This window comes from Gordonia sp. CNJ-863 (assembly GCF_001942325.1).
Classification (GTDB): Bacteria; Actinomycetota; Actinomycetes; order Mycobacteriales; family Mycobacteriaceae; genus Gordonia; species Gordonia alkanivorans.
This window is the reverse complement of the sequence record NZ_MKKG01000094.1, coordinates 30323-54388: the sequence shown is the minus strand read 5'-3', so window position 1 is coordinate 54388 and position 24066 is coordinate 30323. Positions and strand designations below refer to the sequence as shown.

Sequence of the window (24066 nt, the reverse complement as noted above, 5' to 3'; positions counted from 1 at the left end):
TACCGCGTTCGCAGCGGCGCTTGCCCGTTCACGAATTGTTCACCATCCCGCGACCACCTGGTCATTCGTCGTCACCGAATTGGTGACCCGGACCGTTCACGATCAAGTTGTCTACTTACCTAGACAACTTGAGATCTGAGATCAGACCCGCATTCCCACCGCTTTCACACACCCCGGAGGACCGATGACTGCGACGACAGATCGCAACGCCGCGGACGCCGCAGACCCAGCCGTCACCGCGCGACAGAACTGGATGCGCACGCTCGCATCCTCACCCGCCGAGGCCGTCGAGGCGCATGGCACCAGTGGGAACCCAAGCCCGCCGTCCAGGAGATCCGCAGCCCGGAGACCGGACTGGTGATGCTCCGCGCCCGGATCGACTCGGTCGGCGACCGATTCAACGTCGGTGAGGCCACCGTCACCCGCGCGACGGTACGCCTCCACGGTGCACCGCTGTCCGCCGATGCGGTGGGCTCGGCCTACATCCTGGGGACGAATCGCGACCATGCCCACGCCGCAGCATGTTTCGACGCCCTCCTGTGCGACGACACCGAGCGAGCGCGCGTACTCGCCGAGGTCGTCGAACCGATGCGGAAGGCAGCCGACGACCTCGACACCGCACGCCGCGCCGAAGCCCGCAGCACACTCGTGGACTTCTTCAACGTCTCCAGGGAGCACGAATGACCACCACCGTCCCTACCGAAACAAACGACACCCTAGTTCCCGCACCGGGTTTCGACGATCCGACGCGTGCAGCGCAGGCAACGTTCCGGGCCGTTCTCGAGGCTCTTTCCAATCCCGGTCGACGCTGCGCCGTCGCCGGCGCACCCGCGGCACCACAACCACTCGGACCCGGACTGGGCGCAGTCGCATTGACCCTCCTTGATGTCGACTGCACCGCGTGGCTCGCACCCGAGCTGTCGGCGACGCCGGCCGTCCGCGCCTGGCTCACGTTCCACACCGGCGTCCGCGTGGTCGACGACCCCACATCGGCCCACTTCGTCATCGCCGCCGACGTCGCATCACTGCCGCCCCTGGACACCCTGGCCGTCGGGACCGACGAAGCACCCCATCAGTCGGCAACCGTGCTCCTCGCCTCACCCGTCGAGGATCGGACAGCCCGATTCGTCGGCCGCGGCCCCGGGATCGAGACCACGCAGGCCGTCGAGTTACCCGGCGCCTGGCGCGACTTCGCCCAGATGTGGCATCGCAACACCGCAGTGTTCCCGCGGGGCGTCGACCTCGTGCTCGTCGCCGACGACCACCTCGTCGGGCTCCCTCGCACCACTCGCCTCGATCCCCAGGAGATCTGATGTACGTAGCCGTGAAGGGCGGCGAACGCGCCATCGCCAACGCCCATGCCCTGCTCGCCAAGGAAGGTCGCGGTGACACCGGGTCACCGGTCGTCACCGCCACCCAGATCGCCGGGCAGCTCGGCGTCCTGGTGGCGCGGGTGATGAGCGAGGGATCGCTCTACGATCCCGAGCTCGCCGGGCGGGCGATCGCCCAGGCTCAGGGCGACGTTCTCGAGGCCATCACCCTGGTCCGGTCGTACCGCACGACGCTGCCGCGTTTCGGATACTCCGAGCCGGTCGACACGGGCGCGCTGCCCCCGCAGCGCCGGGTGTCGGCGACCTACAAGGACCTGCCCGGCGGGCAGCAACTCGGAGCGACCTTCGACTACACCCACCGCCTGTTCACCGAACGCGACACCGACGGCCCGGAGCCGGCGGACCTCGCCGGGGACGTGCACATGCCGCGGGTCACCGATCTTCTCGCCGGCGGCGACCTCATCGAACCGGCCGAACCGAATCCCGCGGACCCCGAGCCGACGGACATCACTCGCGACCCCACCACGTTCCCGATGTCCCGCGCCGGCCGCCTCCAGGCCCTGGCGCGCGGTGACGAGGGTTTCCTCCTGTCCCTGGGCTACTCCACACAGCGCGGCTACGGGCGAACTCACCCGTTCGCCGGTGAGATCCGCGTCGGCGAGGTGGAGGTCGAATACGTCGCCCCGGAACTCGGATTCGCGATTCCGATGGGTCGCATCGAGGTCACCGAATGCCAGATGATCAACCAGTTCACCGGGAACTCCGACACACCGGCACAATTCACCCGCGGTTATGGACTGACATTCGGACGAGGCGAACGCAAAGCCATGTCGATGTCCCTCGTCGATCGCGCGCTGCGGACCGACGAGTTCGCCGAACGGGTCGTCGCCCCCGCCCAGGACGAGGAGTTCGTCATCAGCCACGCCGACAATGTGGCCGCGACCGGGTTCGTCGAACACCTGAAACTGCCCCACTACGTCGACTTCCAGGCCGAACTCGTACTTGTCCGGCAGCTCCACGCGGACTTCCGCCGTCGCGCGGCCGGTGTCGCCGACGATCCCACCAGCACCCCCAGTAGCGCACCCACCACCGGGTTCGGCACCGCCGAACCCGACACGGAGGCATCATGACCGTCACCCCCATCGCCCACAATTCCCTCGACCACAACCTCACCGAGCACCACAACGCCGATCACAACAACCCCGGTCACAACCCGATCGCTTACAACATCGGCTATCTCGACGAGCAGACCAAGCGGATGATCCGCCGGTCGCTGCTCAAAGCCGTTGCCATACCCGGATTTCAGGTTCCGTTCGCCTCGCGTGAGGTGCCCATGCCCCGCGGCTGGGGTACCGGCGGCGTTCAGGTCACCGCGGCGGTCCTCGGCGGTGACGACGTGCTGAAGGTGATCGATCAGGGCGCCGACGACACCACCAACGCGGTGTCCATCCGAGCTTTCTTCGCCGAGGTGTCCGGCGTGGCCACCACGACGGTGACCGAAGAGGCCACGGTGATCCAGACCCGCCACCGGATTCCCGAGACGCCGCTGACCGCGGGACAGATCATCGTCTACCAGGTGCCGATCCCCGAGCCGTTGCGATTCCTCGAGCCCCGCGAGACCGAGACCAGCCGACTGCATGCGCTCGAGGACTACGGGCTGATGTACGTGAAACTGTACGAGGACATCGCATCCCTGGGGCACATCGCCACCACGTACGACTACCCGGTGATGGTCAACGGACGCTATCTGATGGCGCCATCGCCCATTCCGAGCTTCGACAATCCGAAGATGCACATGAACCCGGCCTTGCAGCTCTTCGGCGCCGGCCGGGAGAAGCGCATCTACGCGATCCCGCCGTTCACCCGGGTGGAGAGCCTCGGCTTCGACGACCACCCGTTCGAACCGCAGCGCTTCGATCGCCCCTGCGCCATCTGCGGTTCCGTCGGCGTGTACCTCGACGAGGTCATCACCGACGACTCCGGCACCGCGATGTTCGTGTGCTCGGACACCGATCACTGCGAACGCAACGCCATCCGAACCGACGAGGAGGTCGGAGCATGACCGACGAAGCACCCCTGTTGAGCGTCCGCGGCGCCGGCCATCGGTACGGCCACCGGTACGGTTGCCGCGACGTCGATTTCGACCTGTGGCCCGGCGAGGTCCTCGCCGTGGTCGGCGAGTCGGGATCCGGCAAGTCGACGCTCCTCGGCACGCTGTCGCAGCGACTGTCCCTGTCCGAGGGCGAGATCCACTATCGGCTCGCCGACGGGCAGGTGGTCGACCTGGCCTCGCTCAGCGAGAGCGCGGTGCGTCACCTGTGGCGCACCGAATGGGGTTTCGTCCACCAGAATCCCGCGGACGGCCTGCGTATGCATGTCAGCGCGGGTGGCAACATCGGCGAACCGCTCATGGCCACCGGGAATCGCCACTACGGACAGATCCGACAGACCGCGGCGGAATGGCTCGAGCGCGTGGAGATCCCGGTCGACCGCATCGACGATGCGCCGGTGAACTTCTCCGGCGGTATGCGTCAGCGCCTCCAGATCGCCCGGAACCTGGTCGTTGCACCGCGCCTGGTCTTCATGGACGAACCGACCAGCGGGCTCGACGTCTCCGTGCAGGCCCGACTGCTCGATCTGGTGCGCAGACTGGTCGCCGACCTCGGGCTGGCCGTCGTGATCGTCACGCACGACCTGGCGGTGGCGCGATTGCTGTCGCACCGCACGGTCGTCATGAAGGGCGGGCGCGTCGTCGAATCCGGTCTCACCGACCGCGTTCTCGACGATCCGCAAGCCGCCTACACCCAACTCCTCGTCTCATCGATCCTGCAAGGATGACCGTGACCACCTCCACCGAACACAGCACCGACTCGCCTCTTCTCGATGTGGTGGGCGTCGACAAGACCTTCGTGATGCACCTGCAGGACGGCGTCGAGCTACCGGTCCTGTCCGGCCTCGGGTTCCGGGTCCACCGCGGCGAATGTGTCGTCCTCGACGGCACTTCGGGGGCGGGCAAGAGCTCCATCCTGAAGATGGTGTACGGCAACTACGGTGTCGACCGTGGCCGGATCTTGCTGAGCGGCAATGACGGAACCGTCGACCTCGCGGCCACCGACCCCCGTCGGATACTGGCGGCGCGACGCAACCAGGTCGGTTATGTGAGTCAGTTCCTGCGCTGTGTCCCGCGGGTCCCGGCCCTGCAGGTCGTCGCCGAGCCACTGCTCGAACGCGGTGCCGACGCCGACGTCGCCGAGGAGCGGGCCGCCGACCTGCTGACCCGACTCAGCATCCCCGAACGACTCTGGGGACTGCCACCGGCCACGTTCTCCGGTGGTGAGCAGCAACGGGTCAACATCGCTCGCGGGTTCCTGCCCGACCTGCCGCTGCTCCTGCTCGACGAGCCGACCGCCTCGCTGGATGCGCACAACCGCGACGTCGTGATCGATCTCATCCGCGAGAAGTGCTCGCGCGGAACCGGAATGCTCGGCATCTTCCATGACTCGTATGTGCGAACCGCGGTGGCCGACCGACTGATCGACGTCGCGTCGTTCACCCCGCGGCCCACAACACAGGAACACAACGGAGCCGTGGCATGACCGTGTGGCGGGCGGCCGTGTACGCCGCACCGGGATTCGGGCCGACCTCATCGCCGGCGGGCGCGCATGCGACCCGGCTTCGAGGACATGCCGAGGAGTGGTTGGGTCGGGCGGTCGACGGTCGCGACGTACCCCGTCGGACACCTGCGGGATGGACCCGCGACGAAGTGGACGCGATCACCGTCGCCGCCCGTTCCTATGGATTCCACGGAACGCTGAAGCCGCCCTTCCATCTCGCCCCCGGGCGGTCGCTGGACGAACTGGTCAGGGCTGTGGACCATCTCGCGGCTCGCACACCGGCCGCATCGGTCCCGCGTCTGCGGCTGGGCCGGCTCGGCTCGTTCTTCGCGTTGGTGCCCGGTGCCGATGACACGCCGCTGCGTTCGGTGGCCGATGCCGTCGTCACCGAACTCGACGCGTTCCGCGCGCCGCTGACCGACCACGACCGCGCACGCCGGAATCCGGACGCCCTCACCGAACGTCAGCGGGACCTGCTCGACTACTGGGGCTACCCATACGTTCTCGACGAGTTCCGGTTTCATCTCACCCTCACCGACCGGATCCCCGACGCCCGGCAGTCCGTGGTCTCCGACGTGCTGGAGTCATGGTTCGGCGACGTTCTCGGCCAGGACATCCCGCTCGACGCGTTGACGGTGTTCACCCAGGCGACACCCGACGCACCGTTCCTCCTCCACTCGGTTCACCCGATGAAAGTCTGCGCCCCGCTCCCACCTCGCTCACCCGGCACGAGCACCATGGAAGGAATCACCCGATGAGCAACGACACGGTGCTCTCCAACGCCCGAATCGTCCTCGAGGACCAGATCCTGCACGGCAGTGTCCTCATCCGGGACGGCCTGATCGCCGACATCGGCCTGCAGACCTCGCCGGCCCCGCGCGGAGCCGACCTCGAGGGCGACTACCTGATGCCGGGTGTGGTCGAGGTGCACACCGACCACCTCGAATACCACTTCACCCCGCGGCCGGGAGTCTTCTGGGACCCGCTGCCCGCCGTCCTGGCCCACGACGCCCAGATGGCCGCAGCCGGGGCCACCACGGTCCTCGACGCGGTCCGCATCGGGTCGGAATCGGAGTCCGAGGACACCACAGCGGCCGCCGCGCACCGCCTCGCCGATGCGGTGACCCAGGCGGTCGATGCCGGCCTGCTGCGCGCCGACCATGCGATTCACCTCCGTTGCGAGGTGTCCACCGCGGACTGCGTCGACGCGTTCAACGAGTTCGCCGACGACCCGCATGTGCGCCTCGCCTCGCTCATGGACCATGCGCCCGGTGAGCGACAGTTCGCCGATGTCGAACAGTTCAAGAAGTACTACGGGGGCAAACACCAGATGTCGCCGGAGGACCTGGACCGCTACATCTCCGAACGGATCGATCAGTCGCAGCGGTACTCCGACCTGAACCGCAAGACGATCGCGGCCCTCGCCATCGAGCGCGGAATCACGCTTGCCGCCCACGACGACGCCACCGAAGAGCACGTCGACGAGTCACTCGGCCTGGGAGTGCACATCTCCGAGTTCCCCACCACGATCGCCGCGGCCGAGAGTGCCACCCGACGCGGGTTGCAGGTCGTGATGGGTGCACCCAACATCGCGCGCGGTGGCAGCCAGTCCGGCAATGTCGCGGCGGCCGATCTCCTCGAACGCGGGTTGCTGCACATCCTGTCGTCGGACTATGTGCCGGCGAGTCCGCTCCAGGCCGTCTTCCAGCTCGCCGGCGAGGGCTCACTCGATCTCGTCGCGGGCGCCAAACTGATCAGCGGTAACCCCGCCCGGGCGGTCGGCTTCGACGATCGTGGCGAGATCGCGATCGGCAAGCGCGCCGACCTCGTGCGGGTGCGGTCGTATTCGTCTCCGACGCACCGTCATCCAGGTGGTGTGGATGTCCCGGTGGTCCGAGGTGTGTACCGCGCGGGCACCCGCGTCACGTGAGTACACCGCTCGGACCGGGCGCGTTCGTCGCCGTGGTGGGCGCCAGCGGGGCCGGCAAGGATTCACTGATGGCTTATGCCGCCGAGCATTCCGAGGCGCACTTTCCGCGTCGGGTGATCACCCGCCCGGCCGGTCCGGGCGAGGATCACCTGCCGGTCACCGAGATCGAATTCGACTCCGCCTGTGCCCGTGGCGAGTTCGCCGTCCACTGGGGCGCGCACGGCCTGCGGTACGGGATCCCCGTCGGAATCGACGACATGGTGACGAGCGGACGGCCGGTCGTCGTGAACGTCTCCCGGTCCGTGCTCGACGAGTTGGCCCAGCGGTACGAACGTCTCGTGGTCGTGCGCGTCGAGGTGAGCGATGCGGTGCGCCGGCGGCGACTGCAGGCGCGCGGACGCGAATCCACCGACGACGTGGCGGCACGTCTTCGGCGTCCCGATCCGGCACCGCATCGTGCCGGTGACGTCGTGATCGTCAACCACGGAACGGTGGCCGAGGGAGGCGCGCAACTGATCCGGGCGATCAGTCCGCTCACCACGGTCACGACGAGATCCGGCGAGCCGAGGTCCTCGGCTACTCGACCACCGAGCCCTGACGTCGCGGCCGGATTCTCGACCCGTACCGGATGACCCCGCGGTACAGCCTCTCGAGCACCGGCGTCCCGGCCTCTTCCGGGTCCACGAGTTCGTTCTCGGCGATGATCGACGCCTCGTCCTCGATCACCTCACGGTCGAAGAGTTCGAGCGTGCGGCCCGGTGTGGCCAGGGACTCGATCGCGCCGATCAGCGAATCCTTCTCGCGCACTGCGTCGTCGAACTCCTCGGCATCGACGCCGAGGTGCTCCGACAGCAGCCGCGTCCGCATCGAGGTGATGGTGTCGCGTCGTCCCGCTTGGTCGGGGTCGTCGCGGCTCGCCTCGATCGCCACGTCGCATTCACTGTCGAAGCCCAGCGACCGGTTGTTGAGATTGGACGATCCGACGCGCAGCAGGATGTCGTCGACGACGAGCACCTTGGCGTGCACGTAGATCTCGTCACCCTCCGAGGTCACCGGGTAGTAGGCGCGGAACCGGTCGTGGACGTCGGCACGCCACAGCAGCCGGAGCAGTTTGTGCCGTGCGCCGTCCATGGCCAGCCGTTCGACCGGGCTGTCGGCGTGCCGTGGAAGGACCACGACGATCTCCGGGCCGTCGGGTTCGGCGAGTCGTTCGGCCAGTGCGTCTGCGATCTCGCGGGCCGCCAGGTACTGGCTCTCGATGTAGATCGTGCGCCGCGCAGCCGCGAAGGCCGCCTTGTAGAGCCGGCGGATCTCGTCGACCTCGTCACGATCGTTGTAGTGCGGGATGGTGCGGGCGACCCCGACCTCGCAGTCGGTGAACGTGACCCCGAGATCCTCGGGCCAGATGTCGGGACCGTCGGTGTCGACGAGTGGCGCCAGACGTTCACCGGTCGCCGCTTCCCAACGGTCGACGGCGACACCCGCGACGGCACGTGCCGCATCCCCGTCGAGCGCAACCGTCACGTCATGCCACGGACCATGCGGTTCGCCGTCAGGGTCGCGACGGAAGTCGTTGTGCGAGAGATGTTCCGAAGTATCCCAGCGGTCGACTGTCATGTCGATGCCACCGCAGAACGCGAACTGGTCGTCGATGACGGCGATCTTCTGGTGATGTGCGGCCGACACCGGATGGGCGGCATCGATCCGGAAATGCAGTCGACGCCCGGTCAGCAGGTCCTGGACGAACGGCGGCGCCACACCGCGCAGCAGCCCGGTGAAGGCACCCGTGCTCCAGCGCAGCACGTAGATCTCGAGGCCCGGCCGGTTGGCGCCGAGCCATTTGAGGAACTCGCCGAGACGGTCTGGGACCTCTCCCTCCGGTGACCGTGGGTCCAGGCTGATGCGGGTGTCGACATCCCAGCCGATCAGGATGACTCGGCGTCGAGCCTGTAGCAGCGCCGACTTGGCGTGCAGGAAGTAGTCCGCCGCATCGACGATGCAGGCGACGCGGTCGGCGGTGGCGATCTCCCGACAGGTGTCCCCGGCACGCAGGATCGGCTCGTGCCCCGGTTCGTCAGTCATGTCGTCTTCCGCCCCGTTCTTCTCACGGTCGTGGTTCGCAGCCCCCGCCAGTCCGCCATTCTGCCAACAGCCGACGCTCGGCGCGGCACCGCACCATGTGGGGGGTCCTTACACTCGTCGAGATGAGACCCGACTCGGCCAGCGACCTCGTGAAATACGGGGACCTCGAAGAACGTCCGCCCCGTCGACGACGCCGGCCGTTCGTCGTCGCCGCAGCGGTTGTCCTGGTCCTCGTTCTGGGCGTCGGCGTGATCGCCTGGCGCACCGTCCCCGAGCGGTGGCTGCCGTGGGACACGGCGGAGTTTCCCCAGGTCGACGCCGGACAACTGACGCCGACGCAGAACCGGATCGTCGAGTTGCTCCGCGCCGAGCACGCCGCGCAGCGTCCGGGCACCTTCTACTCCGAAGGCGTCGACGAGCCGTGGTGCGCGAACTTCGTCAGCTGGATCATGCGAGAGGCCGGAACACCGTTCGCCAACCCCCACTCGGGGCACTGGCGGATACCAGGGGTGTTCACCCTGCAGGAGTACTTCGAGGACTCCGGTCGTTTCGAGCCGGTCGGCGACTACACGCCCCGCGTGGGCGACGTCGTGCTCTACGACCGGTCGTCGGCGCTGGGCCAGCACACCAATATCGTGGTCTGGGTCGACGGCGACGAGGCCACGACGGTCGGGGGCAACGAGATGCGGAAGATTCGGGTACACGAACTGCACTGGGGGTCCGACGGCGGCGTCGTCGGGTTCGGACGCGTCGACCTCGAGCGGGGCACCGGGCGATGACCGACGACGCTCGGCACGTCTACCGCTCACGGCCGCCGGCGGCCCTACGCCCCGCCCTTGCCGTGGCCCGGCACTTCACCGACGCCGCACACCGCGCGTCGCAGAAGCCCTTCGACGCGTCCCTCGACCTCCTCCCGCACACCGAGTTGTCCGGCCGCTTCGGGTGGAGCCACTACGGCCTCATGTTGCCGTCGCTGCCCGACCCGCATCGCTATCTGAGCCTCATGGTGATGGCCGGTATGACCGGTCTCCGCGCCTTCGACTTCCCCGAGGAGGCCACCTCCGACGACCCGCAGGACATCATCGTCGCCTCTGCGTCGAGCGGGGCGGACAGCGCCTACACACGGGAGGTGCTCTCCATCCGACGCGAGGGGCGGTTCGCCCCGGACCGTGCGGAGTTCGGCTCTCTGGCCTCGATCACCGGAACGCATCCGGAGTTCGACATCCGGATCCATGCCGGCGACCTGGACGCAACGCTGACGATGACATGCCGACCCAATCCCACCTGGTTCGTCAAATCACCTGTCTGGCACCACATCGGACACGTGGGCCGCTACCGGGGCGAGGTGACGCACCGCGGTGTGACGACGGAGATCTCGGGCGTGGGGAACCTCGAGTACGCGCGATCCATCAGTCCCTACGTGGCGCTCCGCCGGGCCACGCACCGACAGATCCCGCTGGAGTGGTTCAGCTATCACGTAGTCGATCTGCCAGGTGAGCGCCAGATCCTGTTCACCCAACTGGGGGTCGCCGGCAGCATCGTCGAGACCAACGTCATCCGCCGATCACTCGACGGCACAGCCGATCACAAGGTGCACGAGGGATACCACCGCATCCTCGAAACGGACGACACCCCCGCCGTGAACACGCATGGAAGCGAGCGATTTCTCCCCCGTGTCTTCGAGTTCGGTTGCGACGGAGTCTCGGTCGTCGGAACCTACGACTGCCCGCAACGATTCGCGATCGGACGGGGCCACATCTCCGGCTACGAGGCCCGGGTGCGCATCGACGGTGAGGAGTTCACCACGCGCGGATACTCCGAGCACATCGACGAACGGCCCCAGCGCCACCGAACCGTGCCCGGCGCAGCGACGACAGGAACGCCATGAGCTTCGACGGATTCCCCGAAGCCGCTCTCGACTTCTACGACGACCTCGAGATCGACAACTCGAAGTTCTTCTGGGAGCAGCACAAAGAGACCTATCGGACGGCGGTCGCGGAACCGATGACGGCGCTCACCGAAGAACTCGCCGACGAGTTCGGCGCCGCCAAACTGTTCCGCCCGTACCGCGACGTGCGCTTCTCCAAGGACAAGTCGCCGTACAAGACGCACCAGGGTGCATTCGTTGCGGTGGCACCGGCCACCGGGTACTACATCCAGATCGGCGCACCCGGCGTCCGGGTCGGTGCCGGTTTCTACGAGGCCGGGCCGGCACGGCTCGCCGAGCTGCGCAAGGCCATCGACCACGACCGGCACGGACCCGAACTCGAGCGCATCGTCCGCAAACTCGCCAAGGCCGGATGGGAGATCGGCGGCGACCGCCTGAAGACCGCTCCCCGCGGCTACGACGCCGATCACCCGCGCATCGAACTCCTGCGCCACAAGTCGCTCTTCGCCGGCCGCGACTACGGCTTCGACGAGGTCATCCACACCCCGACACTCGTCGACCGCGTCCGTAAGGACTGGCGTGAGACCAACACGCTCGTCGACTGGATCGTCCGCCACGCCGCCACCTGAACGGTGAGCCACACGAACGACTTTCGCGCGACGCCGCGGCGCGTCGGGTGGGAGGGCCCGACGGACACGAATCGGTAGCGGTTCGCGATCTCGCCCCTGCCGCTCGGGTAGGGCTGTTCATACTGGCTGCGAGCCTGTGACGACGACGTCCACCGCGCCACGCCCATATCGTTCTGCACCACCGTGACGAGCGTGGAATTCTCGTGCGGTGATGCCCGATTACGTGATGTCAGCTCGTGAGCGGAGGAGCTTTCGATGACCGATCATGTCCACCACGGTCACATCTTCCATCTGGCCGGCAGCCCCTTGATCACCGAAGCGTCCGACGCTCTCGTGGAGATCCCCGACGGCGCCCTGGCGATCGGGGCCGACGGCATGATCAAGTACTGCGGCGAGAAGTCCGGGCTACCAGCGGAGTTCGCCTCCGCTCGACGGCACGAGCATTCCGGCGGTTACCTGATCCCCGGTTTCGTCGACACCCACATCCACTTCCCGCAGACGTACGCGGGCGACTCCTACGGTGGCGGGCAACTCCTGGAATGGCTGAACCTCTGCATCTTCCCGTCCGAGTCGAGGTTCGCCGACCCCGAGTTCGCGCAGGCCGCAGCCGTCGAGTTCACCAAGCGACGGGTCGCGGCCGGCACCACCGCGATGATGGCATTCGGTTCGGCGTTTCCCCACGCCCAGGACGCGCTGTTCGAGGAGACCCGAAGGACGGGTCTGCGCCTCGTCTCCGGGCGCGGAATCCAGACGGTCGGCGGTGACACCGCGAAACCGCTACTCACCTCTGAAGACGACGCGATCCGCCTGACGAGGGACGAGATCGAGAAGTGGCACGCCGCCGACACCGGCGACTACCGGACCGCGCTCCTGCATGTGGCGATCGTCCCGAGGTTCTCGTTGTCGGTGACCACCCAGACACTGCAGAACCTCGGCGAGCTCTACGACGAGTACCGCGACCGGGGCGTCTACGTGCACACCCATCTCAACGAGAACGGCCGGCCCGGAACCGGCGAGATCGACACGACCAAGAACGTCTATCAGGTCGACTCGTATCTCGACACCTACGACGGGAAGTTCCTGCCGGGATCACAGGTCGGCGGCAAGAGCCTGCTCGGTCCGCGCACCATCCTCGCGCACTCCGTGCACTGCCAGGACTCCGAACTGGCGCGCATGGCCGAGACCGGGACGTCGATCTCGCATTGCCCGGTGTCGCAGCTGTTCCTCGGTTCCGGGACGATGCCGTGGAAACGCACGGTCGCGTCCGGGGTGAACATCTCCGCGGGAACCGATTTCGGGGGCGGTGACGAGTGGCTCATCCCCCGCGTACTCGGCGACGCCTTCAAGCAACACATCACCGAACCCGGCGAGGCGGGGGTGTCGATGCATCCGGCGGAAATGCTGTTCATCGGAACACTCGGCGGAGCGCGCGCACTCGACATGGAGAGTCGCTTCGGCAACTTCGACGAGGGCAAGGAGGCGGACTTCCTCGTCATCGAGCCGGCCGACGGCCTGAAAGCCACGCTGGAGAATGCGGTCCGCTCCGACGATCCCATGCTCGCCCGCGATCAGACCCTCTTCGGGCTGCTGATGGGTATTCGCGAATCCTCGGTCGCCGAGGTCTACGTCCAGGGCCGACGAGTGGTGGTGTAGCCGGCGCGATGGTTGTCACCCTGTCCGTCTTTCATCCCGCTTCGCAGGCGGGATTCGCCGACTGGGCGGCATTGCTCGCCGCGTCGGCGGCCGACACCGAGGGCTGCCTCGGCACCGACATCTCGACGGTGACCGATGGCCATTTCGAACCGGCGGTGGCGGCGACCTTCGTCGACGAGATGGCATGTGACCGGTGGGTCGACAGCGCCCGGCGCGCGGAAATCCTGCGCAAGGGACGCGATCTCGGTTGGCTGCCGTCGGCGCCGACGCTCGAACTCGTCGACGGGGAGGCTCCTCCACCGGGCGTCGGCGCCTTCCGACACGAGATCGTGCCCGGCAGATCCGCGGAGTTCCTCGACGCCCAGCGCGAGCTGACCGGTGCGGCAAGCGGTTTCAGCGGCTATGAGGGAACCGCGCTCTTCGTCGACGACGAGACGAACACCGCGTTGTCCGTACTGAGGTTCCGCACCGACCGGCAACTGTCGGCCTGGGTATCGTCGCGGGAACGCGGTGAGGCACTCGACGTGTTGCGGTCGAGCCTGACCCACGACTTCGAGACGATGTCGGCCACCACCGCCTTCGGCACCACGGTGCGCACCGACCACGGCCGCATCCGTCAGACGCCGAACTGGAAGTCGGCGATGATGGTGCTGCTTGTTCTGTACCCGACGGTGATGATCCTGTCCCGTTTCCTCGGACCGGTCCTCGACGACGCCGGGGCGGAGCCGTGGCTCGCATTGTGGCTCAGTCAGGTCGTGAGCGTCGGGTTGATGCAGTGGTGGCTCATGCCGTGGGCAGCCAAACCGTTCCGCCGCTGGCTCGATCCGGTCGACGGCGACGGTTGGCGCAGCAATCTCGCAGGCGCAATCGCGATCCTGGCGATCTACAGCGCCTGTCTCGCCCTCTTCGCCAATGTCACGTGGCTTCAGTTCTGGGACTACATGGACGCCTGAGACCGGCGGACACGTTTCAGCCGACGATCCCGTCGAGGTAGACCCATCGCCCGTCGTACCGGGTGAAACGGCTGCGCTCGTGGAGAGACCCCCGCTCGGAGCCGGACTTGTAGTACGCGGTGAAGGTGACCTCCCCCTCGGTGTCGAACGGCGATCCACCGTTCGTCGACTCGACGTCGAGGCGGTACCAGCGCATCGCGTCGTCGAGTTCGAGGTCGTCCGGGCGGGTGTCGGGATGCCAGGTGACCCGCAGGTGGTTGAGATCACCGAGGGCGAAAGCGGTGAAGCGCGACCGCATCAGCGCCTCGGCGGTCGGCGCGGCGCGCTCACCGGCGAGGACCGGTCCGCAGCATTCGCCGAAGGGAAAGCCGGACAGACACGGACACCGCGCGCCGGGATCACGGTTTGCCGATTCGGTGTTCATTCCCCGCATCTTAGGGGTAGACAGAAACGAGGTCACCCAAGAGGCGGTCCGGTTGCCCGTGAGGTGACCGGACCGACGCCAATGGAGGGAGAATCCTTGTCCGACAATGTTTATCGGGTCATCGAAGTGGTCGGTTCGGCCGCGACCGGCACCGACGACGCGATCCGGAACGCCATCGCCCGCGCGTCCCAGACGGTCAACCATCTGGACTGGTTCGAGGTGACCGAGACCCGCGGACACATCGAAGACGGTCAGATCGCACACTTCCAGGTCACCCTGAAAGTCGGTTTCAAGATCGAAGGCGCCTGACCCGGGGCCGAGACGTTCTAGTCGCCTGGCGCGGCGGTGAGGAACGCGCCGATCTCGCGCGCGACGGCCTGCGGTTCGTCGAGCATGGACAGCACCGCCGCCCCGGGGATCTCGGCATAGCGGCCCCGAGGCACGAGTTCGGCGAGTCGAGGTCCGTGCGCCGGTGGCATCACCCGGTTGTCGGGCGACCACAGCACGAGCACCTCGCCGTCGAAACTCTTGAGCGCCTCGGTCTTCCGGACCAGCTCGGCGGGCTCAAAGGACGTCGTCGCGTATTTGGTGACGTCGCGCCGGATACGAGGGTCACGCAGGACCGGATCGGTCCATCGGCGCATTCGTTCGTCGTCGACGGGCTTGTTGATCATCCATCCCCACAGCATCGGCAGTCGCCGAAGCCACCCGATCCGTAGCTTGCGCGCCGCGAGGGTGATACCCCCGGGCAGCCGCACCGCCAGGGTGGCCATCTTGCCGGGCAATCCGGGCGGGAAGTTCTCGAAGGCCTCGCACGGGAGGATCACCATTCTCGCGACACGCTCGTCCCGCCCGAGAGCGGTGAGGAACAGCGAACCGCCCCAATCGGAATGGACGAGGGTCACGTCGCGCAGGTCGAGGGCCTCGAGAATGTCCGCGACCAGTCCGACCATCCCGTCCATCGACAGGTCCGCATCCGCGCTGAGCGGGACCCGGTGCGACCCGAGGGGAAGGATCGGCCGGATGTAGCGAAAGCCACTCGGCAGCAACGGGATCACCTCATCCCACACCGTGTGGTCCATGAGCAGCCCATGCAGGAACACCACCGGCGGCCCCGCTCCGTCCTCCGCGTACTCGACGGTGCCGGCGGGTGTCTCGATGCGCTTGAGAGCGCCTTCCTCGGCGCTTGTCGTCTGGTTGAGCTCGGTCATGACGCGTGCTCCTCGCCTTGAACGGACGAGACCGATCAGGCCTCTAGAATGATCATTCTAGAATAGTTGTTCTAGAATGGCCAGGGTGAAGACCGATGAACGCATCGTGATGGCGATGACCGAACTCCTGCGCCGGCAGGGGTATGCCGCGACCGGGATCAAACAGGTCGTCGAGTTGTCCGATGCCCCCATCGGATCGATCTACCACCACTTCAAGGGCGGCAAGCGCGACATCGCGGCGGCCGCACTCCGACAGTCCGGAACGGCCTACGGTGAGTTGGTCGGCATGCTCCTGGCGCCCTACGACGACCCCGCCGACGGGATCGAGGCGGCGTTCGTCGCCGCAGCAGAGACCATCGAACAGGGCGGCTGGCTGAACATGTGCCCCGTGGGGACCGTCGCAGGTGAGATCGCCGACGCCGAACCGGACCTCCGAGAGATCGCCGCAGAGGTCATGTCATCGTGGATCGACGCCGGCGCGGCGCTGTTCACGGCGCGCGGACTCCCCGTGGCGGACGCCCGCTCACTGATGTCGGCGGTGGTCTCGGCACTCGAGGGAGCGTTCATCGTCGCCCGCACCCAGCGCTCCACCGACGCGATCCTCGCCGCGGGTCGAGCGATGGGCTGTTACGCGCGAGCGCTCACCACACAGGCACGGACGGAAGCGATCTCACAGTCGGGCGAGGTAGGTCGGTAGGGCGTCCTCGACGACGAGGGACTGCAACGCGAAGCGGAGCTGGGCCTCGACGTACCGGTCGAGGTCGTATCCGGGCGCGAAATGCCAATGTTTGAGGGCCCATCCGTGCGCCAGCATCATCAGGTCGAAGACCACGAGGTCGGCGTCGACATCGAGGATGAGCCCGGCCTCGATGCCGGCGGTGACCGCGGCACGCATCGGGGCGGAGGTCTCGACCTCGAGTTCCTTGATCCGCTCGCGTCCCGCCGCGTCGAGGGTGCGGCTCTCCCGGTAGGTCAGCACGACGGCGTCGCGGTTCTCGTCGACGATGGTCGCGTACTGACGGAATCCCGCGATCAACTGCTCGACGGGGTCGTCGCCGGCACGGTCCATGGCGGGCTGGAGCTGATCGCGGAACGCCTCGAGAATGTCGACGATCGCGGCGAGCAGGATCTCTTCCTTGCCGCCGAAGTACTTGTAGAACAGGCCGACGCTCACCTGCGCCTCCTCGGCGAGCGCCTGCATCGACATCTGGTGGAAGCCGGTGCGCTCCATGACCTTCACCGCGGCGTCGAGCAGATGACGGCGGCGCGTGGTGACGCGCACCGCGCGCACCGCCTCCTCGACGGCCAGGTCGGCCGACGACCTCGCCGTGGCGGGTTTCGCCATCGCAGTACTTCCTTCTGGTCCGCTCATGAGCATCGATTCGAACCACCGGACTGTGGACCCGGCGCGATGAATCAGGGTTCGCTCACTGTACAAGTCCTACAGACCGAGGTCTTTGGCGACGATGGTCTTCATGATCTCGGTGGTGCCGCCGTAGATGGTCTGGATGCGGGCGTCGACGAACGCGCGCGACACCGGGTACTCGCGCATGTAGCCGTAGCCGCCGTGCAGTTGCAGGCATCGGTCGGCGGTGCGTACCTGCAGCTCGGTGGCCCACCATTTGAGTTTCGCGGCCCGCGCGGGCGTCAGCTCCCCGGCCGCGTGTTCGGCGATGCAGTCGTCGAGGAACGTGCGGGCGATGTCGAGTTCGGTCGCGAGCTCGGCGGCGACGAACTGGGTGTTCTGGAACGACGAGACCGGCGATCCGAACGCGGTGCGCTCCCGCACGTACTCCAGGGTGCGCGCGAAGGTGCCCTCAGCGGCCGCGACGGCACCGACGGCCAGCGACAGCCGTTCCTGCGGAAGGTTGCGGACGAGCTGATAGAAGCCCTCACCCTCCTCGCCCAGCCGGTTGGCCGCGGGGACGCGCATGTCCTCGAAGGAGAGTTCGCTGGTGTCCTGCGCGTGCAGGCCGATCTTGTCGAGTTTGCGACCCCGCACGAATCCGGGAGTGTCGGCCTCGACGACGAAAAGCGTGAGCCCCTTGTGCTTCTCGGAACTCGTCCGGGTGGCGACGACGAAGAGGTCGCCGTTGCGACCGTTGGAGATGAAGGTCTTCGCACCGTTGACGACGTAGTGGTCGCCGTCGCGGACGGCGGACGTGCGGATACCGGTGAGGTCGCTGCCCGCCCCGGGTTCGGTCATCGCGATCCCCAGCACGGTGTCGCCGCCGACCACTCCGGGCAGCCAGCGCGCCTTCTGCTCGTCGGTGGTCAGCTCGGTGAGATACGGCAGGACGACGTCGTTCTGCAGGGAGAAAGCGATGGCCTCGGCGGCGGCGCCGGTCCGCGCCACCTCGTCGATCAGGATCGCGTTGTATCGGAAGTCGTCGACCCCGGGACCACCGAACTGTTCGGGTACGGGAAAGCCGAGGAGCCCGTTCTTGCCCGCCTCGACGAAGAGGCCGCGATCCCACTGCCCGGCGTTCTCCCAGTCGGCGTGCGCAGGCGTGATCTGTTCGGCCACAAAGCGTCTGACCGTCTCACGGAAGTGCTTGTGTTCGAGCTCGTGGGTGAGTGAGGACATCGATTCTCCCGTTCGGGTGTGTCAGCCGTGGACGCGGTCGGTGGCCGGCGCGGCGAATGCGCCGTCGGTCATCTCCCGTGCAGCGGATTCGGCGGCCTTGTAGTGCAGCTTCTTCCCGGTCGCCGACACGGGTAGGGACTCGACGATGCGGTATGCGCGTGGCCGTTTGAAGCGCGACAGCATCGGATGTGTGCGGCAGTACGCGTCGAGATCCTCTGGCGTTGGCGCATCCCCGTCGGCGGGTACGATGTAGGCGACTACGAGACTTCCCCACTGCTCGTCGGGGACACCCACCACCAGCGAATCCGACACGCCCGGATGGCCGTTCAGCGCCTCCTCGACCTGGACCGGGTGGACGTTCTCGCCGCCGGACAGGAGCATGTCGTCCTTGCGTCCGACGATGGTGACGAACTCGCCCGAATCCCAGGTGGCCAGGTCGCCGATGTGCAGCCAGCTCCCGTTGTACTTCGCCCTCTCCTGCTGTGGGGAGTCGTAGTAGGCGGCCGCGCATTTGGGCGACCGAATGATGACCTCGCCGACTTCTTCACCGTCGCGGGCGACGACCTCATCCGGGCTCGCCAGATGGCCGTCGTCGTGGACGCGGACCACGCGGACGTCGTCGTCGATGCAGGCGCGGCCGGCGGTACCGGCGTGATCGGGCAGGTCGTCGGGACGCAGGAAGGTGTTCCAGAAACCCTCGGTGCTGCCGTAGCCGTTGAAGATCCGCGGGGTGAGGACCTCTTGGTAGCGCAGCGCCGCCTCACGTTCGAGCGGTGCGCCCATCGTGACGATGCCGCGCAGACTGGTGAGATCGCGCGGGTTCGCCGACTGTGCGCCGGCGAGCATCGCCAGGTTGGTCGGCGCACCGATCAGGAACGTCAGCCGGTACTTCTCCACCCAGTCGAGCGTCAGCTCCGGATCGAACGTGCGCATCGGGACGACCGAGGAACCCAGGTAGAACGACGGATTGGGCCCGGCGCAGTAGAGTCCGCCCCGGTGGAACCAGGGCGTCATGTTCAGCGTCCGGTCGTCCGGGGACAGAGGGAAGTGCATGATCACGTCGTGCGCCGAAAAGATCTCGATGGCCGAGTTCATCGGCACCGCCTTGGGCATCCCGGTCGTCCCTGATGTGTACAGCCGGGTGGTCTCGTCGAAGACGCCACGCGCGACGGTCGGCGCCGCACCGCCGGTGACGGGTAGGTCGTCGAAGCGGATGGAGCCGGGGACGAGTTCCCCGTCGCCGACTCCGACGAGCAGTTCCGGCGTGTGGTCGGCGAGCGCGACGGCCTCGTCGACCATCGCACCGATGGAGGCGTCGTAGACGTAGACCTTCGGCCGGCTGATGTCGAGGATGACAGCCGTCTCCCCGGCCGCGAGCCGGAAGTTCACCGGCGACCCGACCGCTCCGGCTGCCTGCGTCGCCAGGTAGAGCTGGGCGAACTCCGGGCCGTTGAGCAACTGGTAACCCACCACGTCGCCGTCGGTCACCCCGCGATCGGCGAGACCGGCCGCGAGTTCGTCCACCGCCGAACCGAGTTGGGCGTACGTCCACTGGCGGCCGGTGAGTGGGTCGATCATCGCGACCTCGCCGGCGTAGCGGCCGACGTTGCGGCGGAATCCGTTCAGGTAGGTGAACTCGTGCTCGAAGAAACTTCGGTACGCGTGCGCGTCGTAGACGTAACTCGTCTCGGGGGTCATGTCGATTCCCTCGGTTCTCTTCTCGGTCCGGGGTGGGTGGTGGCCGGTCAGCCGGCCATGGTGAGACCGCCGCTGACGCTGATCACCTGACCGGTGATGAACGACGCCGCGGGCGAGGCGAAGAACAGGACGGGTGCGGCCACCTCGTCGGGGCGAGCGAGCCTCCGGAACGGGATCGCCTTCACCAGAGCCTCTTTCAGCTTCTCCGGTTGTGCTTGGAAGAGCGGGGTGTCGGTCGGTCCGGGGCAGACCGCATTGACGGTGATCTGATAACGGGCCATCTCCCGCGCGAGCGACTTCGAAAGGGCGATGACGCCGCCCTTCGCGCCGGCGTAGATGGTCTCGCCCGCCGATCCGACGCGACCGGCGTCGGAGGCGAGGTTGACGACGCGGCCACCCTGCCAGCCGTCGGCCTTCGACGCCTCCACCATGCCGGGCAGGAACGCGCTGGCCATGTGCACGGGGCCGAGGTAGTTGATGGCCACCACCTTCTCGGCGAACTCGGTGGTGGCGTTCAGGAACTGGTCCGTGCGGTCCCAGCCGGCCGCGTTGACGAGAATGTCGGGGACACCGACCTCGGCGTTCACGGCGTCCCGCAGTTCGTCGACCTTCGCCCGGTCGGCGACGTCGACGGCCATCGGGATGATGGAACCGGCCTCCTCCGCGGTGCGCTTGGCGGCGTCGAGGTCGAGGTCGGCCGCGACCACCGTGGTGCCCTCTGCCGCGAAGCCGAGCGCGATGGCCTTGCCGATGCCGGACCCGGCTCCGGTCACGACGGCGATGTGCTTGTCACTCATGAGATTTCCTCTGTGCTGTCGCTGGACGGTGATCAGGCACCGACGTACTGGTTGAACTGCGGTGTGCGCTTCTCCGCGAAGGCGTTGGCCCCCTCGAGTCCTTCGGGGGAGTGCGTGAAGAGGTCGAGCGCGCTCATCGCGAGATTCGACAGCCCGGCCTGATGATCGGTGTCGGCGTTGAAGCTCTGCTTGAGGAAACGCAGCGTGGTGGGCGACTTCTCGGCGATCTCGGCGGCGATCTTCTTCGCCTCGTCGAGCAGATCCGCGGCCGGGACGACCCAGTTGACCAGACCCCACCGTTCGGCGGTCTCGGCGTCGTACTGCCGGCAGAGATACCAGATCTCGCGGGCCCGCTTCTCCCCCACGACACGGGCGAGGAAGGCCGAGCCGAACCCGGCGTCGAAGGAGCCGACCTTGGGTCCGGACTGACCGAAGCGCGCGGTGTCTGCGGCGATGGTGAGGTCGCACAGGACGTGCAGCACGTGACCACCGCCGATGGCGAGTCCGTTGACCGCGGCGATGACCGGCTTCGGGATGTCGCGAATCGTCTTGTGCAGGTTCCCGATCTCGAACATGCCGCTCTCGCTCGGTCCGTAGTCGCCGGTCTCGGCACGCTGTTTCACGTCTCCGCCGGTGCAGAACGCCTTCTCGCCGGCTCCGGTGAGGATGACCGCCTGCACTCCGTTGTCGGCCCAGGCACGTCGGAAGGCGTTGATCATCTCCTCGACCGTCTTGGCCCGGAAGGCGTTGTACCGATGCGGTCGGTTCATGGTGATGATCGCGGTGGGTCCCTCGACCGTGTAGTCGATGTCTTCGTAATCCATCCTGCTCACTCCTTGTGTGGGGAATCGCCCGGGGCATGTCCATGCGGGGCGTCTGCAGTGGTCAACGGCGTCTCGGGCGCCGCGGGGAGTCCATTTATGAACTGTGGTGTTTGTATGAGTGAACGTACATTCATCGCGTCTGCTGTGTCAAGGGTCACTGTCGGATCCATGCCGATCCGAGCGGTTCGTTCGCCATGCACACAGGGCCGGGCGAACCTAGACTTCGGGGAACCATGAGATTCACCCAGACCATCTCCGGCACGACCTATGAGTTCGACGGCCTCGTCGAACTCATGGCGAAGGCCACACCCCGCCGCTCGGGTGACGAGCTGGCCGGCTGCGCCGCCACGTCGGGTGCCGAACGTGCAGCTGCGGCATGGCAATTGGCCGATGTCCCGCTCTCGGAATTTCTCGTCGATCTCCTCGTCCCGTATGAGTCGGACGAGGTGACCCGGCTCATCGTCGACACCCACGATCGCGCGGCCTTCGACGAGATCTCGCACCTGACCGTCGGCGGGTTCCGCGACTGGCTGCTCGAGATCTCCACCCGCGCCGACGCTGCCGAACGCATCGCCCGCATCTCCCCTGCTGTCACTCCCGAGATGGCGGCCGCGACATCGAAGATCATGCGCAACCAGGATCTGATCCTGGTTGCCTCGGCCATCCGGGTGACCTCGGCCTTCCGCACCACGATCGGACTCCCCGGCCGGATCGCCACCCGCCTGCAGCCCAACCACCCGACCGACGACCCGCGCGGAATCGCCGCAGCCACGCTCGACGGCCTGCTGATGGGTTGTGGCGACGCGGTGATCGGGATCAACCCGGCGTCGGACTCACCACAGGCGACCGCCGACCTGCTGCACATGCTCGACGAGATCCGTCAGCGGTTCGAGATCCCGATGCAGTCCTGCGTCCTCTCCCACGTCACCACCACCGTCGACCTGATCGGTCAGAACGTCCCGGTGGACCTCGTGTTCCAGTCCATCGCCGGAACCGAAGGAGCCAACACGGGATTCGGGGTGAACCTCTCGATCCTGCAGGAGGCCAACGAGGCCGGCCGGTCCCTGCGACGCGGCACGGTCGGCGACAACGTCATGTACCTGGAGACCGGTCAGGGGTCCGCATTGTCGGCGGGCGCCCACCTCGGCACCGGGGGCAAGCCCGTCGACCAGCAGACCCTCGAGACGAGGGCCTACGCGGTGGCGCGCGCACTGGACCCGTTGCTGATCAACACCGTCGTCGGGTTCATCGGCCCGGAATACCTCTACGACGGCAAACAGATCATCCGCGCCGGACTCGAAGATCACTTCTGCGGCAAGCTCCTCGGACTCCCGATGGGCGTCGACGTCTGCTACACCAACCATGCCGAGGCCGACCAGGACGACATGGACACCCTGCTCACGCTCCTCGGTGTCGCCGGTGCGGCGTTCGTGATCGCGGTGCCCGGCGCCGACGACGTCATGCTCGGCTACCAGAGCCTGGCGTTCCACGACGCGCTGTACGTCCGCCAGGCACTCGGGTTGCGCCCCGCGCCGGAGTTCGAGGCGTGGCTCGCCCGACTCGGCATGTCCGACGCCGACGGCCGAATCCTCCCGGTCGATCCGGCCTCCTCCCCGCTCCTGCCCCTGGCGGCCGGGCGATGAGCACCCCGGACCGGTCTCCGGTCTCCGACGGCGACGACGTCTGGGCCGCGATGCGGCGGACCACTCAGGCGCGCATCGGTTTGGGGCGCGCCGGGAACTCGTTGCCGTCGCGTCGCGTGCTGGAGTTCCAGGCTGCGCACGCGGCAGCGCGGGACGCCGTTCACGAACCCCTCGACGCCGAGGCCGTCGCCGAGTCGCTCGCCGACCTCGACCTCGGCGATCCGGTCGTCGTGACGAGCCGGGCGTCCGACCGAGGCGAGTACCTGCGCCGGCCCGATCTCGGCCGGATGCCGGAGGATCTGTCCGCCCTCACCGAGTGCGGCGCCGAGATCGGCATCGTCATCGCCGACGGCTTGTCGCCGCGCGCGGTCGTCGATCATGCTCACGGCCTCGTGGCCGCACTCCTCGACGCCTTCGAGGATCGCTACACCATCGCGCCGCCGGTGATCGCCACCCAGGCACGCGTCGCACTCGGCGACCACATCGGTGAGGCACTCGGCGCGACGACCCTCATCGTGATCATCGGTGAACGGCCGGGACTGTCGGTCGCCGACAGCCTCGGCATCTACCTGACCCATCTGCCCCGGCCCGGCCGCACCGACGCCGATCGCAACTGCATCTCCAACATCCACCCGCCAGACGGACTGCACTACGAGGTCGCCGCACGGATCACCACCGCACTGGTCGACGGCGCCCGCAAACTCGGCCGGTCGGGGGTGGCGCTCAAGGACACCTCCCGCCAGGCCGCCCGCGAAAACCTCGACGACGCAGACGAGCTCACCGTCGAGCCGTCCTGACCTGG

26 protein-coding genes are annotated in these 24066 nt (G+C 67.4%); 18 read left to right on the top strand and 8 right to left on the bottom strand.

Translation table 11 applies throughout. The annotated features are described in order from the left end of the window. Positions 1–135: 135 nt before the first annotated feature. Genes phnG through phnN form a run of 9 tightly spaced genes read left to right on the top strand, consistent with a single transcriptional unit; the run spans position 136 to position 7507 of the window. Complete coding sequence (phnG, locus tag BJF87_RS27155; protein ID WP_222844794.1) at positions 136–684, top strand: phosphonate C-P lyase system protein PhnG; 549 nt, start codon at positions 136–138, stop codon at positions 682–684. Next, the gene (gene phnH / locus BJF87_RS24900) at positions 681–1313 is read left to right on the top strand and encodes a phosphonate C-P lyase system protein PhnH (RefSeq protein WP_035755347.1); all 633 of its coding nucleotides are present in this window, start codon (positions 681–683) and stop codon (positions 1311–1313) included. Before phnG ends, phnH begins: the two co-directional genes overlap by 4 nt. Continuing rightward, positions 1313–2461: a carbon-phosphorus lyase complex subunit PhnI gene (locus tag BJF87_RS24895; RefSeq protein WP_081790110.1), complete on the top strand. Its 1149-nt coding sequence runs from the start codon at positions 1313–1315 to the stop codon at positions 2459–2461. Before phnH ends, BJF87_RS24895 begins: the two co-directional genes overlap by 1 nt. Further along, positions 2458–3393, top strand: coding sequence for an alpha-D-ribose 1-methylphosphonate 5-phosphate C-P-lyase PhnJ (locus BJF87_RS24890; protein WP_262339136.1), 936 nt, complete (start codon positions 2458–2460; stop codon positions 3391–3393). The genes BJF87_RS24895 and BJF87_RS24890 overlap by 4 nt, the downstream gene beginning before the upstream one ends. After that, positions 3390–4169, top strand: a complete 780-nt coding sequence (gene phnK, locus BJF87_RS24885) for a phosphonate C-P lyase system protein PhnK (protein WP_042376141.1) — start codon at positions 3390–3392, stop codon at positions 4167–4169. Before BJF87_RS24890 ends, phnK begins: the two co-directional genes overlap by 4 nt. After that, positions 4166–4927, top strand: coding sequence for a phosphonate C-P lyase system protein PhnL (phnL, locus tag BJF87_RS24880; protein ID WP_042376143.1), 762 nt, complete (start codon positions 4166–4168; stop codon positions 4925–4927). Before phnK ends, phnL begins: the two co-directional genes overlap by 4 nt. Next, complete coding sequence (locus BJF87_RS24875) at positions 4924–5703, top strand: DUF1045 domain-containing protein (RefSeq protein WP_042376145.1); 780 nt, start codon at positions 4924–4926, stop codon at positions 5701–5703. Before phnL ends, BJF87_RS24875 begins: the two co-directional genes overlap by 4 nt. Continuing rightward, positions 5700–6875 carry an alpha-D-ribose 1-methylphosphonate 5-triphosphate diphosphatase gene (locus BJF87_RS24870; RefSeq protein ID WP_042376149.1) on the top strand — a complete coding sequence of 392 codons (1176 nt, stop codon included), beginning with the start codon at positions 5700–5702 and terminating at the stop codon, positions 6873–6875. Before BJF87_RS24875 ends, BJF87_RS24870 begins: the two co-directional genes overlap by 4 nt. Further along, positions 6872–7507, top strand: coding sequence for a phosphonate metabolism protein/1,5-bisphosphokinase (PRPP-forming) PhnN (gene phnN / locus BJF87_RS24865; RefSeq protein ID WP_081790111.1), 636 nt, complete (start codon positions 6872–6874; stop codon positions 7505–7507). The genes BJF87_RS24870 and phnN overlap by 4 nt, the downstream gene beginning before the upstream one ends. On the opposite strand, the gene BJF87_RS24860 is transcribed toward phnN, so the two are convergent. Beyond that, complete coding sequence (locus BJF87_RS24860; protein ID WP_042376151.1) at positions 7452–8957, bottom strand: phospholipase D-like domain-containing protein; 1506 nt, start codon at positions 8955–8957, stop codon at positions 7452–7454. The genes phnN and BJF87_RS24860 overlap by 56 nt on opposite strands. 122 nt (positions 8958–9079) lie before the next feature. Here BJF87_RS24860 and BJF87_RS24855 point away from each other — a divergent pair, with 122 nt between their 5' ends. The 5 genes from BJF87_RS24855 (at position 9080) to BJF87_RS24835 (ending at position 14080) form a co-directional block, all read left to right on the top strand. Continuing rightward, the gene (locus BJF87_RS24855) at positions 9080–9736 is read left to right on the top strand and encodes a CHAP domain-containing protein (RefSeq protein WP_006360601.1); all 657 of its coding nucleotides are present in this window, start codon (positions 9080–9082) and stop codon (positions 9734–9736) included. Next, positions 9733–10845: a DUF6670 family protein gene (locus BJF87_RS24850; RefSeq protein WP_042376153.1), complete on the top strand. Its 1113-nt coding sequence runs from the start codon at positions 9733–9735 to the stop codon at positions 10843–10845. Before BJF87_RS24855 ends, BJF87_RS24850 begins: the two co-directional genes overlap by 4 nt. Next, complete coding sequence (locus BJF87_RS24845) at positions 10842–11474, top strand: DUF2461 domain-containing protein (RefSeq protein ID WP_006360599.1); 633 nt, start codon at positions 10842–10844, stop codon at positions 11472–11474. Before BJF87_RS24850 ends, BJF87_RS24845 begins: the two co-directional genes overlap by 4 nt. A gap of 255 nt (positions 11475–11729) precedes the next feature. Then, entirely contained in the window at positions 11730–13127 is a 1398-nt protein-coding gene (locus BJF87_RS24840) for an amidohydrolase family protein (protein WP_006360598.1), read from the top strand. Positions 13128–13135: 8 nt separating this feature from the next. Next, the gene (locus BJF87_RS24835; RefSeq protein ID WP_139319595.1) at positions 13136–14080 is read left to right on the top strand and encodes an antibiotic biosynthesis monooxygenase; all 945 of its coding nucleotides are present in this window, start codon (positions 13136–13138) and stop codon (positions 14078–14080) included. Positions 14081–14096: 16 nt separating this feature from the next. Here BJF87_RS24835 and BJF87_RS24830 read toward each other — a convergent pair whose 3' ends face one another. After that, positions 14097–14504 carry a YchJ family protein gene (locus BJF87_RS24830; RefSeq protein ID WP_006360596.1) on the bottom strand — a complete coding sequence of 136 codons (408 nt, stop codon included), beginning with the start codon at positions 14502–14504 and terminating at the stop codon, positions 14097–14099. Positions 14505–14600: 96 nt separating this feature from the next. On the opposite strand from BJF87_RS24830, the gene BJF87_RS24825 reads away from it, so the two are divergent. Beyond that, positions 14601–14813 (top strand): dodecin, encoded by a 213-nt coding sequence (locus tag BJF87_RS24825; RefSeq protein WP_006360595.1) that lies wholly within the window; start codon positions 14601–14603, stop codon positions 14811–14813. A 17-nt stretch (positions 14814–14830) separates the two neighbouring features. Here the strand turns inward: BJF87_RS24825 and BJF87_RS24820 are convergent, their stop codons facing one another. Beyond that, entirely contained in the window at positions 14831–15715 is an 885-nt protein-coding gene (locus tag BJF87_RS24820) for an alpha/beta fold hydrolase (RefSeq protein WP_042376155.1), read from the bottom strand. Positions 15716–15791: 76 nt separating this feature from the next. Here BJF87_RS24820 and BJF87_RS24815 point away from each other — a divergent pair, with 76 nt between their 5' ends. Then, complete coding sequence (locus BJF87_RS24815) at positions 15792–16412, top strand: TetR/AcrR family transcriptional regulator (RefSeq protein WP_006360593.1); 621 nt, start codon at positions 15792–15794, stop codon at positions 16410–16412. Here BJF87_RS24815 and BJF87_RS24810 read toward each other — a convergent pair. The 5 genes from BJF87_RS24810 to BJF87_RS24790 all read right to left on the bottom strand — a co-directional run bounded on the left by BJF87_RS24810 (position 16386) and on the right by BJF87_RS24790 (position 21621). Beyond that, the gene (locus BJF87_RS24810) at positions 16386–17060 is read right to left on the bottom strand and encodes a TetR/AcrR family transcriptional regulator (protein ID WP_006360592.1); all 675 of its coding nucleotides are present in this window, start codon (positions 17058–17060) and stop codon (positions 16386–16388) included. The two genes, BJF87_RS24815 and BJF87_RS24810, sit on opposite strands and share 27 nt — an antisense overlap. Positions 17061–17156: 96 nt before the next feature. Further along, positions 17157–18302, bottom strand: a complete 1146-nt coding sequence (locus BJF87_RS24805; RefSeq protein WP_006360591.1) for an acyl-CoA dehydrogenase family protein — start codon at positions 18300–18302, stop codon at positions 17157–17159. A 21-nt stretch (positions 18303–18323) separates the two neighbouring features. Beyond that, positions 18324–20000, bottom strand: a complete 1677-nt coding sequence (locus tag BJF87_RS24800; RefSeq protein WP_006360590.1) for a class I adenylate-forming enzyme family protein — start codon at positions 19998–20000, stop codon at positions 18324–18326. Between the two features lie 47 nt (positions 20001–20047). Beyond that, positions 20048–20797, bottom strand: a complete 750-nt coding sequence (locus BJF87_RS24795; protein ID WP_006360589.1) for an SDR family NAD(P)-dependent oxidoreductase — start codon at positions 20795–20797, stop codon at positions 20048–20050. A 32-nt stretch (positions 20798–20829) separates the two neighbouring features. Beyond that, positions 20830–21621, bottom strand: coding sequence for an enoyl-CoA hydratase-related protein (locus BJF87_RS24790; protein WP_005196147.1), 792 nt, complete (start codon positions 21619–21621; stop codon positions 20830–20832). A gap of 233 nt (positions 21622–21854) precedes the next feature. Between BJF87_RS24790 and BJF87_RS24785 the strand changes: the two genes are divergently transcribed. Together BJF87_RS24785 and eutC are read left to right on the top strand one after the other, a co-directional pair. Beyond that, complete coding sequence (locus tag BJF87_RS24785) at positions 21855–23264, top strand: ethanolamine ammonia-lyase subunit EutB (protein ID WP_042376157.1); 1410 nt, start codon at positions 21855–21857, stop codon at positions 23262–23264. Further along, positions 23261–24061, top strand: a complete 801-nt coding sequence (gene eutC / locus BJF87_RS24780; RefSeq protein WP_006360587.1) for an ethanolamine ammonia-lyase subunit EutC — start codon at positions 23261–23263, stop codon at positions 24059–24061. Before BJF87_RS24785 ends, eutC begins: the two co-directional genes overlap by 4 nt. Positions 24062–24066: the final 5 nt, after the last annotated feature.